The following is a 17,799-nucleotide window of genomic DNA, read 5'->3' on the forward strand; positions in this document are numbered from 1 at the left end:
CAAGGAGGAAATGTAATGGTTTACGAGAAATTTTGGTCGGAAAATCCACAAATCGCTAAAAATAAAACGGAAATCTGGAAATTGGAAAAAGACGGATTGAAGATATTCGATGATATTCCACATTACGCTGCAAATGGTTTTGATTCCATCCCTAAAGAGAATTGGGATATGTTCAAGTGGGCAGGTTTATACCTGCAACGGCCAAAAGAAGCAGGTTACTGGATGATGCGTGTCGTTATTCCCGGAGGTATCCTGACTTATGATCAACAGATAACTCTAGCTAACATCGCTAAAGATTACGGGAGGGATGTATATGACATTACAACCCGTCAAGCCATTCAATTCCACTGGTTGACCATCGAACAAGTCCCGGATATCTTAAACCGTTTGGAAAAGGTTGGAATGACTACGGCCGGTGCATGTGGTGATATCACACGTAATATTATCGGTAATGCATTGGCAGGCATCGATCCTGACGAACTTTTTGATACACGCGAGGTACTTTATGATGTATTTGAGTATTTCCGCCTTAACGAAGACTATTCGAACCTTCCTAGGAAATATAAAATGTCCATAAGTGCTAATATCCATAATGCTTCAAATGCTGAAATCAACTGTGTTTCATTCAATCCAGCTACTAAAGTAATTGATGGAGTAACGGAAGTTGGTTTTCACGTAAAAGTAGGCGGAGGGCTATCCTCCGTTCCGATGCTGGCAGAAGAACTTGACTTATTCATTTTACCTGAAAAAACAGTCGAAGTAGCGGCCGCCATCACGACGATATTCCGTGACTTTGGGTACCGTGAAAAACGTCATCGATCGCGATTGAAATTCCTTGTCGCTGATTGGGGTCCTGAACAATTCAAGGAAAAATTGCTGGAGTACACCGGTCCGCTTCCTGAAAAGGGTGAAAGTGCGGTGAAGGGATGGAATGCAGGTTATTTCTACGGCATCCATAAACAAAACCAAGATGGTCTGAACTATGTTGGAGTCAATATACCAGTTGGTCGTCTAAATCCAGACGAAGTGATCGAGTTTGCCGAACTTGCGAAGAAATATGGAAATGGTGAAATCCGAAACTGTAATTCTCAAAATCTTATCATTCCAAATGTGCCGGATGAAAAACTTGAGGAATTAAAGCAGGAATCCATCTTTGAAAGATTTCCATATCAACCAAAAAAATTCATTGGTTATTCCGTTTCTTGTACAGGCATCGAGTATTGCAACCTGGCACTCGTTGAAACAAAAAACAGAATGAGGGCCATTTCTGAAACACTGGACAAGGAGATAGATCTCGATGTACCAGTAAGGATGCATATGGTAGGTTGTCCTAATAATTGCGGTCAAAGAGCCATCGCCGAGATAGGGCTGCAAGGCATAAAAATGAAGAACCAGGATAAAAAGATGGTCGAGGCTTTTGAGATATACGTCGGAGGAACGTTGAATGAAGGCGGGAAGTTCAATGAAAAACTTAAAGGAAAAGTGGAAGCTGAACAGCTCTATCATGTTCTGAAAGAACTGATCCTATTTTTCAAAGAAACAAAGCTTCTATCCGAAACCTTCCTTGATTTCGTGGAAAGGGTAGGAATACCAGAGTTACAAAGTAAGCTTGATGATATATTAACGGAAGTGGCCGTTTAATAGGGGAAGGTAAGCAATCCATGAATCTATACCGTTTCGAAGTCACTATCAAGGAAAAACCAATCCATGTCATCATTGTTGCCGATTCAGATGAAAAGGCGTTTGAACTTGTTGATATCGAGCTGGAAAAACATTTTTTGAAAATGCCTGAAGTGGATGACATCTCATTATATGAAAAAAGGAAAATTAAAAATGGAGCAGGTTTCGTTTTATCGGAATTCGAAACGATTCTCTAAGGGAAGGCAGGTTGCATAAATGGGGAAAGTATATCTAGTAGGAGCCGGTCCCGGAGATCCAGATTTAATTACATTAAAAGGATTAAAATGCATTCAAGAAGCTGATGTCATTTTATATGACCGACTTGTCAATAAAGAACTTTTGAATCATGCAAAAGACGGTGTAGAACTGATTAATTGCGGTAAACTGCCGGATTATCATTTATTGCAGCAGGATACCATCAATCGGTTCCTGGTCAAATATGCAAAAAAGGGAAAAATAGTCACTCGTTTGAAAGGCGGCGATCCATTCGTCTTTGGGAGAGGCGGGGAGGAAGCGGAAGCCCTTGCCAAAAGTGGCGTGAGCTTTGAAATCGTTCCAGGAATTACGGCTGGAATCGCCGCTACAGCTTATGCGGGAATTCCAGTTACACATAGGGACCACGCTTCATCTTTTGCAATTGTTACCGGTCATCGGAAAAAGGATGAAGAGGATAATATCAAGTGGGAATCACTTGCAAAAGGCATCGATACATTAGCCATTTACATGGGTGTTAAAAATCTGCCATATATTCAAGGAAAACTTTTGGAGCATGGAAAAAGTCCCGAGACTCCGGTAGCCCTCATTCATTGGGGGACCTTAAAAACGCAAAGGACAGCTGTCAGTACTTTGGCTAATATAGTGGAAACCGCCAATAACGAACAGATTTCGAACCCTTGCATGATAGTCGTGGGCGATGTCGTTAATTTGCGAGAGAAAATTAAATGGTTTGAAGCAAAACAAACCGAAAATTTGTTGGCAAATGAGGCCTTTTAAATGGAAGCCATTTTATACATATGCCATGGTAGCCGCGTTAAAGAAGCCTCAGCCCAAGCCATTGATTTTATTAAAGTTTGTATGGAGGCACAACCCAATACCATTCAGGAGTATTGCTTCTTAGAGTTGGAAACTCCTACGATAGAAGACGCCTACGAACGCTGTGTACAAAAAGGTGCGACGAGAATAATCGCCATTCCAGTTCTATTGCTAACAGCCGTACATGCAAAACATGATATTCCAGTCATATTGAACAAAATGAAAAAACGGTACCCTGCCGTAGACTTGAAATACGGAAGGCCGATTGGTGTCAGTGATAAAATGGTTGACATTTTAGTGGAACGGTTGAAGGAAACAAATGTAAGGGTTACAGAGGATTCATTGGTTTTATTGGTTGGGAGGGGCAGTAGTGATCCCGACGTTAAAAGGGATTTAGCTCGATTGGCCGATTTGCTAAGGAACAGGTTTCCAAAAATCCGTGTGCAAGAGTGCTATTTGACAGCTGCCACACCAAGCTTTGGAGAAGCATTGGAATATGCAGAGGAATATCCATCAAACCAAGTATTTATCATTCCTTACCTATTGTTTACCGGTCTCTTAATGCAGTCCATCGAAAATAGTTTAAAAAAGATTCAAAAAACGGGAAAGCAGAAATTCATACTTTGCCAGTATCTAGGTTATCATCCAAAGATTGAACAAGCAATATCGGAACGAATTCATGAAGTGAGTGGGGAGGGAGCTTATGTATCCAATTACGCTTAATATCGAGAACAGAAAGTGTGTCATCATCGGCGGTGGTAAAATAGGTTACTTTAAAGCGGGCCCTTTATTGGAAGCTGGTGCTGAAGTGACCGTCGTAAGCCCCGAGATATGCACGGGTTTTCAACTGTTGGAGAAGGAAGGTAAGATTAAAGTTTTACTTAAAGAAGTGGAAGAAACTGATTATAAAGATGCGTTTTTAATCATTGTTGCAACCAATTCCACTGAAGTTAATGAACGAGTGTATGAGAATGCATCCCAAAGTCAGTTGGTAAACGTAATTAGTAATCATGAGCTGGGTAATTTTCATATACCAGCCACATTGAATAGAGGCATGCTATCCATAAGTGTTTCCACCAATGGAGCAAGTCCAACGCTCGCAAAAAAAATTCGCAATGACTTAAGGGAAGTATATGATGAATCATATGAAGAATATCTTGAATTCCTTTTCGAAGCAAGGATGATTATTAAAAATGGTTCATTCTCAAAAGAGGAAAAAGCTAAGTTATTGAAAGATTCAATTGAGGATATTTATAAATATTCCCTGAAAGAAAGATTTCGTTTTTTAGCTAGGCTTTTGCCAGTAGAAGCTGAAGAAAATATATCATTGGGCTGATCAGAAAAACTGAAGGCACCTAACCAACATGTCATTCCATTGGTTAGGTGCCTCTTTGTGTCTTAATGAAACCTGAATGATCTATTTATACAGGCGAACTGTACCGTCGGATTGATGTTATCAAGGTTCTATTTTAGTGAAAGGGGAAGGTCATGAAAAAGTTAATCGTTTTAGCCTTTATCGGGTTTTTAGCCCAATTAATCGATGGTTCGCTTGGCATGGGGTATGGGGTGAGTTCAACTTCCTTATTATTGACATTCGGGATTGCCCCTGCAGTAGCATCAGCATCCGTTCATTTATCGGAAGTAGTGACCACTGCGGTGTCCGGAGCTTCACATATAAAGTTTGGGAACGTAGATAAAAACATGGTCTATCGCTTGATCATCCCAGGTTCGGTTGGAGCATTTGTAGGGGCATGTTTCCTGAGCAACCTGCCTGCCGAATTAGCTAAACCATACATTGCCATATTTTTATTTGGCCTTGGTGTATACGTTTTATTCCGCTTTTTATTTATTTTTAAACCGTCAAAAGAAAATGAAACCGTTAAGCCATTAACCGCAAAACAATCCATTCCGTTAGGCCTTTTTGCAGGCTTTTGTGATGCAACAGGTGGAGGCGGTTGGGGCCCGATTGCAACGCCCGTTTTATTGTCAAAAAAAGGAATGACTGCTAGAAAAGCCGTAGGGACTGTAGATACGAGTGAATTTGCCATTGCTTTCTTCGGAAGTCTTGGTTTTATCCTCTCGCTTGGATGGGAAGCTGTCAATTGGCTTTGGGTGGTGGCGTTGATAATTGGTGGAGTGGTTGCCGCACCGATTGCAGCCTGGCTCGTCAGGATGCTTCCTGCTCAATTAATGGGTGTTTTAGTAGGGGGTTTTATTATCTTAATCAATGTACGAACCCTATTAACTACATGGATTCCGATTGAAGCCCATATATATATCTATACAGCTATCGTGGTAATTTGGCTTTCAGGAATTCTTCTTACCATCAATAAGATGTCTACAGCAAGAAAACATGATCATATCGAACAACGGCAGAATGTTTCCTAAATCCGGTTAGAAAGAAGCGGATTTAATAAAAAGATAGTCTGATACCTAACATGAAAACTCGTAGGTACATAAATACCTACGAGAAAAGTCATTTGATTGATGCGATTCGCCTTAAAAGTCAACACAGGTTGCGTTAAATTTAAAGGTTCCTGATCCTATTTAATAGACTCATTTAATTTCTGGATCCATAGCTTTGTTAATTACCATATCCATTAAGTATACCCTTTTTAAAATCGAGAGACTTGTGCCTCCAATAACTATATAGTTTTATTCTCCTGACAAAGGATCAAAACACCCCTATCCTAAAGAAGGCCATCCTTATCTTCATCCATTCTGAGAGTTTTGAAGTAATCTAAATATCATTACCATATCGTTTAATCAAATAAATTATGTTCGAGTGGATCGCGCACAATAAGGTATATGAAGAAGCAGCCATCTATAAGGTGGCTGTTTCTTTTGAACACGGGTTAATACCTCGTATCGAGACCTTTCCCGACAGGTTGGCTACGCTAGGGTATTTTATATTAAATAGTCATTCCATTATTCAGGGAAATGAATGAAGGAAGCTGGGTTAATGGTCATTTCATTCCTGAAACTACACTCATTCGAGCAAGAGAAATGAGTGTAGTTTTTTCTTGTTTTAAAGCATTTATCATTCTGTGGAAAAAAGAATACTAAATTCAAGCGGAGCAATGGGTCTTCAATCTTCCATTTGTCAGGTTATCACTATATCATGGAACTATCATCCTTCATTCTAATTAAAGCGTTTATAAGTTTTTGGACATATGTTTGTGAAAATGTCGGAAAAGGTAATTAAATATTTTTTGTTTTTTGTACAATAATTATATAAGAGATTTGAAAAGGAGTTTTAAAATGGAAGGCATCTCTGATCATTTAAAGGAAAATCTGGATATATTGTTCGTAGGTTTCAATCCAAGCATTCGGTCAGGAGAGACTGGCCATCATTATGCGAATCCAAACAATCGTTTTTGGAAAATCCTCTACGAGTCCGGACTGACACCAAGGAAATATCACCCAACTGAAGACTCGTCATTACTGGATTTAGGTTATGGTTTTACCAATATCGTTTCCAGGCCTACAAAAGGTGCTGACGAAATCACAAAAGACGAGTACATAAGGGGTAGGAAGCAATTAAAAAGGAAAATTGAAAAGTATAAACCTAAACTTGTCTGTTTTGTAGGCAAGGGTGTCTATCAGGAATATCGTCAAATTCGAAAGGTCTCTTGGGGGCTTCAGGAAGATCCTTCATCGAATCGGACCATGGAATTCGTTGCCCCTTCTTCCAGCGGTTTAGTGAGAATGCGGATAGAAGAGATCATTGAAATATATAGTGAATTACCAATTTTGCTCGGCAAGCAAGCTGGAATCTAATTGAAGGAACTTATTTAAACAAGGGTGGAATTCATATGAGTCAGGATCGTGCTGAATGGAAAAGCGATGGCATTTCCGAAGTCATTGATGGGGAAGGCTTTTGGCAAGGGGTAAAGGATTGTATTCCTACATTATTGGGGTACCTAAGTATCGGTTTTGCTGCAGGGGTCGTCGAAAAAACGTCAGGATTAAGTATGATGGAAGTGGCACTAATGTCGCTTTTACTCTATGCTGGGTCTGGACAATTCATAGCGGCAGGGATGATAGCTGCAAGTCATCCAGTATCGGCCATTATTTTTACGATTTTTTTTGTTAACAGTCGCCATTTATTACTTAGTGCGGCATTGACTCCATATTTCAGACATCAAAGTTTTAAACAAAACCTGATAACCGGGGCCTTGTTAACTGATGAAACGTTTGGAGTGGCCGTCACAACAGCACAGAAAAAGAAACAACTCGATTTTAAATGGATGCTTGGTCTGAATCTTGCAGCCTATTTAAATTGGTTCATTGCAAATATGGCCGGTGGTTTCTTTGGACAATGGATTCCAAATCCCGAAAAATATGGGATGGACTTCGCTCTGCCAGCGATGTTCATCGGCCTTTTAGTTTTGCAAATAGTAAGTAAAAAGGACTTTTTTATAGATCTTGCAGTGGCTTTTAGCAGCATATTAATCGTTGTTGCAGTAAGTTTCTTATTTCCTGGCAGTACTGGAGTAATAGTTGCAACGATTGTAGCTTCAACGATAGGGATGGTGATTGGCAGATGGAAATAAGCGGATATATCCTTATAGTAATCTTAGGGACTTCGATTGTAACTTTCATACCTCGAGTCGTACCCTTGATGCTGCTTAGTAAAATGCAGATTCCTGAGTGGGGCATCGACTGGCTAAAGCATGTTCCAGTGGCCGTAATGGCGGCGTTATTGGCTCAAGAACTTCTATTATCGGAACAAGTCTTTTCAATTAGGGATAATGCATTGAATTTGGCCGCAGCTTTACCAGCTTTCCTGGTTGCCATTTTTACGAGAAGTCTATTGGGTACGGTTATGATTGGAGTGCTTTCCTTGATGATATTACGATTTTTCTTTTAATGAATACTAAACTTTTATGTGATAGGCCGATATAACCAGTAATGGATTGCCATTACTGGTTTTTTATTTCACAAGAATAACCAGCAACTTTTTGAATTCGTTCATTTCCGTTAGGCAAATAACGCTTTTTAATGAACATTGGAAGCTTGATTATCAAAACCGGCAGTGATTACATAAACTAGGGTGAATGAACTTCTGAAATGTTGTTTTGGTTAACTGGAATGAAAGCGCTTCTAATAGAAAATGTATGAACCAACGTTTAGAAAGTGGGAGTTTGTCAACAATGGGAATAAGCAAATAACTATGGAGGTGTTCATTGATGAATGTAAATGGTGCCCTAGAGGTTCTAGATCGCATGCGGCTTCCTAATGGCGCATATACTGCAAGCATTTCCGATGATTATAATTATGTCTGGATAAGGGATGTCGTTTATACAGTATTGCCTTTTATAAATGATCCATCCAATCGTTACGAGAAAGCATATCATGCTCTATTCGACTTATTTCAATCCTATGAGTGGAAGATAGATATTCATACAGAACAGAAACCCCAGTTTCTTTTTGAACATATCCATGCACGGTATTCCACTGAGCTTAGGGAACTGCCCGATGAGTGGGGGCACGCCCAAAATGATGCGATCGGTTCCTTCTTATGGGGTGTCGGTGAAGGATACAGGCATGGGAAAAAGGTGATAAGAAATCAACGTGATTTACAAATCGTTCAAAAGTTGGTCAATTACTTGGAATGCCTGCAATATTGGCAGTCGGAAGATAACGGGATGTGGGAAGAAAATATCGAAATTCACGCTTCAAGCATCGGTGCATGTATTGCTGGTTTGAATTCAGTCAAGATGCTGGTCAACGTTAAAGAGGAACTGATTAAAAAGGGAGAAGAAACCCTCCGTTTCCTGCTTCCAAGGGAAAGTTATACAAAAGAGACGGATTTAGCCCTTTTATCCTTAATTTATCCTTATCGACTGGTAGATCGTGAAGTAGCCCTTAAAATATTGAAAAATGTCACAGAGCGCCTTGAACGAACAAAAGGCTGTATACGATATGAAAGGGACCTTTATTATAATGACGGTCAAGAAGCGGAATGGTGTTTCGGGCTTCCATGGTTGGGCCTATGCTATCTTGAACTTGGCATGATGAACAAAGTAAAGGAATATATAAATAAAACGAAAATGATCATTCCGGAAAATTGGGAAGTACCTGAGCTATATATAGGAGGCAGTGATATTCCAAATAGGAATACTCCACTTGCATGGTCCGTCTCTTTATCCTATTTATTCTTAACGAAAACTGACATGGTTCGAACTGAACAAGCAACATGAAACATTCATACAAGAAACCATAAAGCTCTTTCCATAAAATGGAGGGAGCTTTTAGTGGTATAATAATATTTTTACATTAAATGGTTATTTTTTTCAAAATAATGTTTTAATTTGCAAAAAAACGGGCATTTATTACAATAACTTCACCTCCATTTGAAGGATTAATGTCATTTTCACCGAATATATATAATAACTGGGGAAGGATAGGTAAAATACTATCGAGTTAATACTGATGGAGGGGTTTTATTGAGTACAATTATGGACCAGCTACAAGAGAATTATCCAAGCGATTTCGATTTATATTTGTTTCATGAAGGCACCCTTTATGAAAGTTATAAAATGCTTGGGGCACACATTGTAACATCATTAGGTAATGAAGGAGTACGCTTCGCCGTTTGGGCCCCCCATGCCAAGCAAGTTTCAGTAGTCGGTAATTTTAATAATTGGGACGGTAATGAACATGCGATGAAGCGGATCGAGCGTTCAGGTATCTGGGTGTTGTTCGTACCAGGACTACAAGAAGGGGAAATATATAAATACGAAATACATACACCTGGAAATAAACGTATCCTAAAAGCCGATCCATATGCCTTCTATTCGGAAGTCAGACCAAAAACAGCCTCGGTCATTAAAAGGCTTGATAATTTTGAATGGCAAGATTCGAAATGGATAGCCGATAGGAAAAAGGAAAATATTTATCATAAACCCATGTCCATTTATGAAGTGCACCCCGGAACATGGAAACAGACAGAAAATGGCGAATTTTATTCGTACCGTGAATTGGCTGATAGATTAGTTGATTATGTGATTGATAATAGTTTTACACATATTGAAATCATGGCCATTATGGAACACCCATATGATAAATCATGGGGATACCAGGTCACGGGATATTATTCAGTAACTAGTCGTTACGGATCACCGGAAGATTTTAAGTATTTAATTAACCTTTGTCACCAAAAGGGCATTGGGGTAATCCTTGACTGGGTTCCCGCCCATTTTTGTAAAGACGCGCATGGACTTTCCCGTTTTGACGGTACGCCTCTCTATGAACCAATTGATCATGCTAGGGCAGAGCGACCGTTATGGGGTACGTACAACTTTGATTTTACCAAACCGGAAGTAATCAGTTTCCTCATATCAAATGTAATGTTTTGGATGGATGTTTACCATATTGATGGAGTCCGTGTTGATGCGGTATCGTCAATGGTTTATTTAAATCATGATAATCCCTTGCCGGTCAAGCTAAAAAACCAGTTTGGCGGCGAGGAGAATCTAGAAGCCATACAATTTTTGCAAAAACTTAATGAAGTGGTTTTCAAGAAATATCCCAATGCATTAATGATGGCTGAAGAAGCAACAGACCGGCCACTTATAACTTCTCCTACCGATATAGGCGGCCTGGGTTTTAACTACAAATGGAATATGGGATGGACGAACGATATCCTTCGTTATATGAAACTTGAAACGGGAGAAAGGCCAAATCACCATAGCCTCTTAACATTTTCATTTTTCTATGCTTTTTCAGAAAATTTCGTCTTGCCCTTTTCACATGATGAAGTAGTTCATGGCAAGAAGTCTTTATTGAACAAGATGCCAGGTGACTATTGGCAGAAATTCGCAAATTTGCGTTTACTCCTTGGATATTTCATGGCGCATCCTGGTAAGAAGCTTCTATTTATGGGCAGTGAATTTGGCCAATTCATAGAATGGAAAGATGAAGAACAATTGGATTGGCTGCTTTTGGAATATGAATCTCACGAAAAGCTGGCATATTACTTCCGTACCCTTCAGGAATTTTACAGGGAAACTTCCTCTCTATGGAGACTAGATCATGTCCAGGAGGGATTTGAATGGGTAGATCCAAACAATAGTACCCAGAGTATCATTACCTTTATGAGAAAAGGGAAACGTAAAGGCGATTATTGCATTGTTGTATGTAATTTTTCTGCGCAGACCCATGCTCATTATCAAATAGGTGTACCATCCCATGGGAAATATATAGAGGTCTTCAACAGTGATTCGACAGCTTTTGGAGGATCTGGCCAGATCAATGAAGAACCCATTAATGTCAAAAAAGAACCATACCATAATCAACCATTCAGCATGGAAATAACTGTACCTCCATTAGGCATTTCAATTTATATGAAGCAAACAAAAAAAAGACGGGGGAGAGTGAACGAATAATGGGAGCGAAAAAATGGATAGCAATGTTATTGGCAGGAGGCCAGGGTTCAAGGTTAGGTGAATTGACAATTGGTTTGGCAAAACCAGCTGTTCCCTTTGGCGGTAAATATAGAATCATCGATTTTCCATTAAGTAACTGCACTCATTCTGGTATTGATACGGTTGGGGTACTGACCCAATACCAGCCATTGATTCTAAATGATTATGTTGGTAATGGCAAAGCTTGGGATCTCGATCTGGATGTTGGCGGAGTATCCGTTCTTCCCCCTTATCAAGGGAAAGAAGGCGGTGAGTGGTATAAAGGGACGGCAAACGCTGTTTATCAAAATATCCAATACATTGATAACTATGATCCGGAACATGTACTGATTCTCTCAGGTGACCATATCTATAAGATGGATTACAGTAAGATGCTGGATTATCATGTCGAAAAAAATGCAGAGGCAACCATCGCCGTCATTCAAGTGCCATGGCAGGAAGCAAGCCGTTTTGGAATCATGAATACCAATGATGATGATAAAGTCACCCAATTCGACGAAAAACCAAAGTATCCAAAGAGTAATCTTGCATCCATGGGCGTTTACCTTTTCAACTGGAAGACCCTAAGACGGTATTTAATAAACGATGAAAAAGATGCAAATTCTTCTAATGATTTCGGTAGCAACATCATTCCAAAGATGCTTGAAGACCGAAAAAAGCTATATGCCTATCGTTTTAATGATTATTGGAAAGATGTTGGAACGGTGGAAAGCCTTTGGCAGGCCCATATGGATTTATTGGAGGAAACGCCAAATTTCCAGTTGGATGATCAACAATGGAAAATCTTTGCCCGCAATGCGAATCACCCTCCGCAATATATATCGTCAGATGCCGAGGTCAGTCAGTCGCTTATCAATGAAGGGTGCATGATACATGGGAACATTGAACATTCTGTTTTATCCTATAATGTTCAGGTGGGCTATGGGTCAACCATAAAAGATTCAGTCATCATGCCTAATGTCACTATTGGTGAAAACGTTCATATAGAAAGAAGCATCATAGCCAGCAATTGCGTAATAGAAGATGGTGCCGTAGTTGGCAATTCAGCGGTTACATCCGATATTACATTAATTGGCGAAAATCAGACCATTATCAATCCAAACAAAAAAAAGATCACTCTGAACTAGGAAAAAGGGGAAGATGCTATGGAAAACGTGTTGGGTATTATTAACTTAATCAATGAAAAACAACATTTAAAAGATCTGACTGCTCACCGTAATGTAGCATCGGTGCCATTTGGCGGGCGCTACCGTTTGATTGACTTTACGATGTCTAACTTCATAAATGCGGATGTATCGAAAGTGGCCGTTTTTCCAAAGGAAAAATATCTCTCGGTTATGGATCATCTTGGATCAGGTAAAGAATGGAACTTGGATCGGCGTTCAGGAGGATTATACATCTTGCCCCCTATCCATCCGGATGAAACGGTAACAGGCGATATGAAGCAATTCTACGATCACCTCAGCTTTTTCGAACGTGCAGAGGCAGATACTGTCATCATTTCCCCTGGATGCCATGTATGCAAATTGGATTTTAATGAAGTGCTTGATTATCATAAAAAACATAAAGCGGATATCACGGTCGTATACAAGGATTATGAAGGGGAACTGATTGAAAAACCAATCTATCACACCTGCTCAGTAGATTCGGATGAAGACATCACTGACATTAGCTTCTACACAATCCCTAGACCTGGTGACCATGTTTGTCTAGAAACCTTCATCATAAGTAAAACCCTTTTGGTGAACTTGATCAAAAGCTGTGTTGCCAGTGGAGAATATGACTTTTTGAAAGATGCTGTGAAAGCCAATCTTCATCGTTTTACCGTCAAAGGCTACAATTTTACTGGAGATATGCCGTTCATCCATTCCATTGAAAGTTTCCATTCCAGTAATATGAATTTCCTGAACCCTTCGGTCATCCGTTCTTTCTTCGGGGATACTTGGGATGTTTATACAAAAATCAAACATGAGGCACCGACCAAATATTCAAGTTCTTCGAAGGTTACGAATTCATTGATAGCCAACGGTTGTGTTATTGAAGGGACTGTTGAAAACAGTATTCTCTTCCGTGGGGTAAAGGTTAAAAAGGGCGCGATTATAAAAAATAGCATCATCATGCAAAAAGGCGTGATCGAAGAAGGCGCTATCGTAGAAAATATCATTACCGATAAAGAAGTGAAGATTACTAGTGAAAAATCCGTAATTGGTTTAAAACAGCCGACTGTAATAAAAAAAGCGGAAGTAATTTAATAGAGGAGGTGCGGCAATGAACGTTGTATTTGCTGCTTCAGAATGCGCCCCCTTTATAAAAACGGGAGGGCTCGGAGACGTTATAGGCGCGCTCCCGAAAGCGCTAAAAAAACAGGGTGTCCATGTAAGTGTAATCCTTCCTAAATACGGGGATCTGCCAAACCGCTTCAAAAAAGAAATGAAACATATGACGAGTATCGAGGTCCCTGTCGGTTGGCGCCAGCAATTTTGTGGTATCGAAAAACTTGTTGCTGATGGAATTACATATTATTTCCTGGATAATGAATATTATTTCAAAAGGCATGGGAGTTATGGTTTTTTTGATGATGGCGAAAGATTCGCCTTCTTTTCCCGTGCAGTATTAGAGGCTTTACCCTATTTAGAAGAAAAGCCGGATGTCATACACTGTCACGATTGGCAAACTGGCCTTGTCAGTGTTTTGCTGAAAGCTCATTATCATAACCATCCTTTCTATCAGGATATTAAAACGATATTTACCATACATAATTTACGCTATCAAGGAGTTTATCCTAAAGCTGTTTTAGCAGAATTACTGGATTTGAGTGAGTTATATTTTAATATCGATGGTCTTGAATTCCATGGGAATGTCAGTTATTTGAAAGCTGGCTTAGCTTTCTCTAACATAGTCACAACTGTCAGCCCAAGTTATGCGGAAGAAATTCAAAGTCCCTATTTTGGGGAAAATCTGGATGGGTTTTTAAGGAAAAGGAATGGTGACCTTAAAGGGATTGTCAATGGTGTCGATTATGAGGAATATAATCCTGAGGAAGATGAACATCTTCCTGTTCCATTTGACTCCTATGAGGGTAAGATGGAGAATAAACGTCAGTTACAGGAATCGCTGAATCTTCCGGTCAATGATGGAGTCCCTGTTATATCAATGGTGACCAGACTTGTTGATCAAAAAGGAATCGACCTTATTCTCCATGTATTTCATGAAATGATGAATCAAGGGATTCAATTCATCCTTTTAGGTACGGGTGATGAGCAATATGAATCTGCATTTCACCATTTAGCTGACCAATATCCAAATCAGGTTTCAGTAAATACATATTTTGATGAGGGTTTAGCAAGGCGCATTTATGCAGGTTCTGATTTATTTCTGATGCCTTCCCAATTCGAACCATGTGGTATTGGCCAACTATTAGCGCTTCGTTATGGTACTCTGCCGTTAGTGAGGGAGACAGGCGGACTTCGTGATACGGTCATTCCGTATAATCAATTTACTGGTGAGGGGAATGGCTTCAGTTTTACGAATTATAATGCTCACGATATGCTTCATGCAATTGAACAATCTGTTGGGCTGTACAAATTCCAGCCGAAAAGATGGAGGAATCTGGTCGAAAACGCAATGAAGTTAGACTTCAGTTGGACTTCATCTTCCTTAAAGTATATGCAGCTATATGAATCTCTGATTCCTGTCATGAAGTGATAATTGGATAGGAAATACACAAAACACTTGCGAAAAGAGTCTTCGTAAGTGTTTTGTTTCTTTTACCATCAAATATGGGTATATGTTTAGATATATATAAAATATTGCTGTGTAGGAGAATGAAAAGATGAGAAGAAGAAGAATGGAAATTGTATTTTTATTTATTTTAATGGCTGCGGTTTATATGATCCTGTTCACTCATGTCAGCTTCAACGTGAAGCTATTTTTTATTGGATTATATATTTTTGTTGTGTTTGTTACCATGTTTTCACTCATGCTGGAAAATAGATTTGCTCACGAGACCCTTTTATGGATATACGTGCTTTTGTTTTTCCCTGTATTTGGATATGTGTTTTATCTATTTTCAGGACAGCTCTATTTAAAGGGGTATTTGTTTAGAAGTAAAAGAAAAAAAGATCGGGAAGAATGGAAGAGTCTTGTCACTCATGTATCATCGCCAGATTTAACGTTCTTGAATAATCATCAGCAATCATTCGCAGCTTTTGCCAAAAATGCTTCTGAGACCACTATAAGTACATCTTCGCAAACGGAAGTATTGAAAAATGGGAACGAAACGTTTACAGAAATCATCAAACAGTTAAAAAAGGCTGAAAAATTCATCCATATTGAATATTATATTTTTCGTTCAGACAGGCTGGGGACGGAAATAATAGATATCCTAATTGAAAAAGCAAAAGATGGTGTGGAAGTTTTATTCATTTTTGATGCCGCCGGTAGTTTAAGCCTTTCAAATAATGAAGTAAAGAGGATGAAAAATGCAGGGATAAAAGCATATCCGTTTTCGCCTCTGAAACACGGTTTTTTCAATCAAAAGTTTAATTTTAGGAATCATCGAAAAATCATCATCATTGATGGGGAAATTGGCTTTGTAGGCGGTTTAAACGTAGGTGAGGAATATTTAGGACGAAACAAAAACATTGGATTTTGGAGAGATACACACATGGTCCTAAAAGGTGAAGCAGTATATATGCTTCATACTGTTTTCCTTTTGGATTGGGAATATGTAAGTGGGGAAGATGTATTGCAGAAACGTCCGGTATTCAAAAATAATGTTAAACAAGGGGATGGAGCTGTCCAGGTAGTTGCGAGCGGACCTGATACACAACAGGGAATCATGAGTGATTTTTACTATTCGCTTATCACTAGCGCCACTGAATCAATTTGGATAGCGAGTCCATACTTCGTACCTAATCAAGCGATTAAAGCAGCAATTAAACATGCCGCCATTAAGGGGATACAAGTTAGGGTTATGGTACCCGCAGTAAATGATGGGTTTTTAACCCAATATGGCAGCCGCTCCTACTTCGGGGAGCTGCTTCAATTCGGTGTAGAGGTATACACGTATAAAAAGGGTTTTTTACATCAGAAAATTATTATCGTAGATGGTGATATGGCTTCCATAGGGACGGCAAACATGGATATGAGGAGTTTTCATCTGAATTTCGAAGTGAATGTCTTTCTTATGGGCAGCAGTTCCATTGATGATCTTGTCACTCATTATAAAGAGGATATGATCGATAGTGACAAACTAGATCTAATTAGTTATAACAATCGTGGCTTACTGGAACGTTCAAAAGAATCATTTGCCAGATTGTTTTCGAATATACTCTAATGGGAAAAAAAGCAGATAAATAGTATAGTGGAAATGTAATGAAATTAGTTGGCCATAAGGAGAATTTAAGCGAATATGAAATTGGTTTCCTGGAATGTGAATGGAATTAGAGCTTGTGTTAAAAAAGGATTTTTAGATTACTTTAAAGATGTGGATGCAGATATTTTTTGCCTTCAAGAAACTAAGCTTCAAGAAGGGCAAATTTCACTTGAATTGGAAGGGTACCATCAATATTGGAATTATGCATTGAAAAAAGGATATTCAGGTACAGCCATATTCACAAAGGAAAAACCGCTTTCAGTGAAATATGGTGTTGGGGAGATGGACGAGGAGCCCGAAGGCAGAATCATAACATTGGAATTCGAGAATTTCTATATGGTGAATGTATATACACCCAATGCCAAAAGGGATTTATCAAGGCTTGATTACCGTCTCGAGTGGGAAGATGGGATGATTGATTATCTTAAAGAACTGGATTTGGTTAAGCCGGTTATTTTCTGTGGGGACCTCAATGTTGCACATCAGGAAATCGACTTGAAAAACCCGAAACCTAATATTGGGAATTCCGGATTCACTAATGAAGAACGTGGAAAGATGACTGAATTACTTGATGCAGGGTTTATCGATACATTTCGCCATTTTTATCCTAACCAGGAAGGTGCCTACACTTGGTGGTCATATATGGCAAAAGTAAGGGAGCGAAATATCGGTTGGAGAATCGATTATTTCATTGTTTCAAAACGGCTGACGGATTCTTTAATTGAGGCTAACATTCACTGCGATGTCATGGGAAGTGATCATTGCCCGGTTGTCTTGGAAACTACCCTCTAAATCGAATAAATCCGGGTAAATGGGGATACTAATGGTTATCCATATTCAATAGGAGGTAGACTATGAACACATTTATCGTGGGCTTTCATCAAGAAGATAATGTAGACAGCATGCAAGTGCAAAAATTGACGGCTGCTGAGTTTGAAAAAACAACATCACGCGGTTTTCGCAGGTTATTTGAACTGGATACAAATATCGGTTATTTCGTTTTTTTTGATGCAGAAGATGATGAGGGTGATTTATCTCATCTTGTTTTACAGTATGAAGAAGATAACCAGGATCCAAGTGATTGTTACTCCTTTACTAAAAATGATTTTTATGAGTTCATGGCACTTTATTTACAAGGCATGGATGAAGTGGAAGTTGAAGGAGAAGAAGTGGAAGATGATGACAATGAAGAGTATGGACCAATCCATCATCTTGCCCATTTGATGTTTCATATTGTTGAAGAAGGAAAATCCGTAAAGCCTTAACGCTCGAGTGAAG

At 39.2% G+C, this 17,799-nt stretch carries 17 protein-coding genes; all 17 read left to right on the forward strand.

Annotation, left to right across the window (positions count from 1 at the left end):
- The first annotated feature begins 15 nt into the window (after positions 1-15).
- Complete coding sequence (locus QUF94_RS13305; RefSeq protein WP_289316279.1) at positions 16-1,641, forward strand: nitrite/sulfite reductase; 1,626 nt, start codon at positions 16-18, stop codon at positions 1,639-1,641.
- Positions 1,642-1,661: 20 nt separating this feature from the next.
- On the forward strand, positions 1,662-1,877 hold the full coding sequence (locus QUF94_RS13310; RefSeq protein ID WP_063233666.1) for a DUF3906 family protein: 216 nt from the start codon (positions 1,662-1,664) through the stop codon (positions 1,875-1,877).
- 19 nt (positions 1,878-1,896) lie between these two features.
- Positions 1,897-2,673 carry a uroporphyrinogen-III C-methyltransferase gene (gene cobA / locus QUF94_RS13315; protein ID WP_289316280.1) on the forward strand — a complete coding sequence of 259 codons (777 nt, stop codon included), beginning with the start codon at positions 1,897-1,899 and terminating at the stop codon, positions 2,671-2,673.
- On the forward strand, positions 2,674-3,435 hold the full coding sequence (locus QUF94_RS13320) for a sirohydrochlorin chelatase (protein WP_289316281.1): 762 nt from the start codon (positions 2,674-2,676) through the stop codon (positions 3,433-3,435).
- Complete coding sequence (locus QUF94_RS13325; RefSeq protein ID WP_289316282.1) at positions 3,416-4,048, forward strand: NAD(P)-binding protein; 633 nt, start codon at positions 3,416-3,418, stop codon at positions 4,046-4,048. Before QUF94_RS13320 ends, QUF94_RS13325 begins: the two co-directional genes overlap by 20 nt.
- 152 nt (positions 4,049-4,200) lie before the next feature.
- Positions 4,201-5,100, forward strand: a complete 900-nt coding sequence (locus tag QUF94_RS13330) for a sulfite exporter TauE/SafE family protein (protein WP_289316283.1) — start codon at positions 4,201-4,203, stop codon at positions 5,098-5,100.
- Positions 5,101-5,973: 873 nt separating this feature from the next.
- Positions 5,974-6,492 carry a mismatch-specific DNA-glycosylase gene (locus tag QUF94_RS13335; protein WP_289316284.1) on the forward strand — a complete coding sequence of 173 codons (519 nt, stop codon included), beginning with the start codon at positions 5,974-5,976 and terminating at the stop codon, positions 6,490-6,492.
- A 35-nt stretch (positions 6,493-6,527) separates the two neighbouring features.
- Positions 6,528-7,268, forward strand: coding sequence for an AzlC family ABC transporter permease (locus tag QUF94_RS13340; RefSeq protein ID WP_289316285.1), 741 nt, complete (start codon positions 6,528-6,530; stop codon positions 7,266-7,268).
- Positions 7,259-7,585, forward strand: coding sequence for an AzlD domain-containing protein (locus QUF94_RS13345; RefSeq protein WP_289316286.1), 327 nt, complete (start codon positions 7,259-7,261; stop codon positions 7,583-7,585). Before QUF94_RS13340 ends, QUF94_RS13345 begins: the two co-directional genes overlap by 10 nt.
- 319 nt (positions 7,586-7,904) lie before the next feature.
- Positions 7,905-8,918 carry a glycoside hydrolase family 15 protein gene (locus QUF94_RS13350; RefSeq protein WP_289316287.1) on the forward strand — a complete coding sequence of 338 codons (1,014 nt, stop codon included), beginning with the start codon at positions 7,905-7,907 and terminating at the stop codon, positions 8,916-8,918.
- A 258-nt stretch (positions 8,919-9,176) separates the two neighbouring features.
- On the forward strand, positions 9,177-11,105 hold the full coding sequence (gene glgB / locus QUF94_RS13355; RefSeq protein WP_289318370.1) for a 1,4-alpha-glucan branching protein GlgB: 1,929 nt from the start codon (positions 9,177-9,179) through the stop codon (positions 11,103-11,105).
- A complete protein-coding gene (locus QUF94_RS13360; RefSeq protein ID WP_289316288.1) occupies positions 11,105-12,271 on the forward strand; it encodes a glucose-1-phosphate adenylyltransferase in 1,167 nt (388 codons plus the stop codon). Before glgB ends, QUF94_RS13360 begins: the two co-directional genes overlap by 1 nt.
- Positions 12,272-12,289: 18 nt before the next feature.
- The gene (gene glgD, locus QUF94_RS13365) at positions 12,290-13,396 is read left to right on the forward strand and encodes a glucose-1-phosphate adenylyltransferase subunit GlgD (RefSeq protein ID WP_289316289.1); all 1,107 of its coding nucleotides are present in this window, start codon (positions 12,290-12,292) and stop codon (positions 13,394-13,396) included.
- Between the two features lie 16 nt (positions 13,397-13,412).
- The gene (glgA, locus tag QUF94_RS13370) at positions 13,413-14,849 is read left to right on the forward strand and encodes a glycogen synthase GlgA (RefSeq protein ID WP_289316290.1); all 1,437 of its coding nucleotides are present in this window, start codon (positions 13,413-13,415) and stop codon (positions 14,847-14,849) included.
- A 127-nt stretch (positions 14,850-14,976) separates the two neighbouring features.
- Positions 14,977-16,482, forward strand: a complete 1,506-nt coding sequence (gene cls / locus QUF94_RS13375; RefSeq protein ID WP_289316291.1) for a cardiolipin synthase — start codon at positions 14,977-14,979, stop codon at positions 16,480-16,482.
- A 75-nt stretch (positions 16,483-16,557) separates the two neighbouring features.
- On the forward strand, positions 16,558-17,313 hold the full coding sequence (locus QUF94_RS13380; RefSeq protein ID WP_289316292.1) for an exodeoxyribonuclease III: 756 nt from the start codon (positions 16,558-16,560) through the stop codon (positions 17,311-17,313).
- A 62-nt stretch (positions 17,314-17,375) separates the two neighbouring features.
- Entirely contained in the window at positions 17,376-17,786 is a 411-nt protein-coding gene (locus tag QUF94_RS13385; protein WP_289316293.1) for a cytosolic protein, read from the forward strand.
- The last annotated feature ends 13 nt before the right edge of the window (positions 17,787-17,799 follow it).

Origin of the sequence: Peribacillus sp. NJ4 (genome assembly GCF_030348345.1) — a bacterium.
In the GTDB taxonomy this organism is placed as follows: Bacteria; Bacillota; Bacilli; order Bacillales; family DSM-1321; genus Peribacillus.

What these genes read in the sequence shown, in the direction of transcription:
- QUF94_RS13305 (WP_289316279.1), top strand. Translation starts at nt 16, where the DNA reads ATGGTTTACGAGAAATTTTGGTCGGAAAATCCACAAATCGCTAAAAAT.
- QUF94_RS13310 (WP_063233666.1), top strand. Translation starts at nt 1,662, where the DNA reads ATGAATCTATACCGTTTCGAAGTCACTATCAAGGAAAAACCAATCCAT.
- cobA (WP_289316280.1), top strand. Translation starts at nt 1,897, where the DNA reads ATGGGGAAAGTATATCTAGTAGGAGCCGGTCCCGGAGATCCAGATTTA.
- QUF94_RS13320 (WP_289316281.1), top strand. Translation starts at nt 2,674, where the DNA reads ATGGAAGCCATTTTATACATATGCCATGGTAGCCGCGTTAAAGAAGCC.
- QUF94_RS13325 (WP_289316282.1), top strand. Translation starts at nt 3,416, where the DNA reads ATGTATCCAATTACGCTTAATATCGAGAACAGAAAGTGTGTCATCATC.
- QUF94_RS13330 (WP_289316283.1), top strand. Translation starts at nt 4,201, where the DNA reads ATGAAAAAGTTAATCGTTTTAGCCTTTATCGGGTTTTTAGCCCAATTA.
- QUF94_RS13335 (WP_289316284.1), top strand. Translation starts at nt 5,974, where the DNA reads ATGGAAGGCATCTCTGATCATTTAAAGGAAAATCTGGATATATTGTTC.
- QUF94_RS13340 (WP_289316285.1), top strand. Translation starts at nt 6,528, where the DNA reads ATGAGTCAGGATCGTGCTGAATGGAAAAGCGATGGCATTTCCGAAGTC.
- QUF94_RS13345 (WP_289316286.1), top strand. Translation starts at nt 7,259, where the DNA reads ATGGAAATAAGCGGATATATCCTTATAGTAATCTTAGGGACTTCGATT.
- QUF94_RS13350 (WP_289316287.1), top strand. Translation starts at nt 7,905, where the DNA reads ATGAATGTAAATGGTGCCCTAGAGGTTCTAGATCGCATGCGGCTTCCT.
- glgB (WP_289318370.1), top strand. Translation starts at nt 9,177, where the DNA reads ATGGACCAGCTACAAGAGAATTATCCAAGCGATTTCGATTTATATTTG.
- QUF94_RS13360 (WP_289316288.1), top strand. Translation starts at nt 11,105, where the DNA reads ATGGGAGCGAAAAAATGGATAGCAATGTTATTGGCAGGAGGCCAGGGT.
- glgD (WP_289316289.1), top strand. Translation starts at nt 12,290, where the DNA reads ATGGAAAACGTGTTGGGTATTATTAACTTAATCAATGAAAAACAACAT.
- glgA (WP_289316290.1), top strand. Translation starts at nt 13,413, where the DNA reads ATGAACGTTGTATTTGCTGCTTCAGAATGCGCCCCCTTTATAAAAACG.
- cls (WP_289316291.1), top strand. Translation starts at nt 14,977, where the DNA reads ATGAGAAGAAGAAGAATGGAAATTGTATTTTTATTTATTTTAATGGCT.
- QUF94_RS13380 (WP_289316292.1), top strand. Translation starts at nt 16,558, where the DNA reads ATGAAATTGGTTTCCTGGAATGTGAATGGAATTAGAGCTTGTGTTAAA.
- QUF94_RS13385 (WP_289316293.1), top strand. Translation starts at nt 17,376, where the DNA reads ATGAACACATTTATCGTGGGCTTTCATCAAGAAGATAATGTAGACAGC.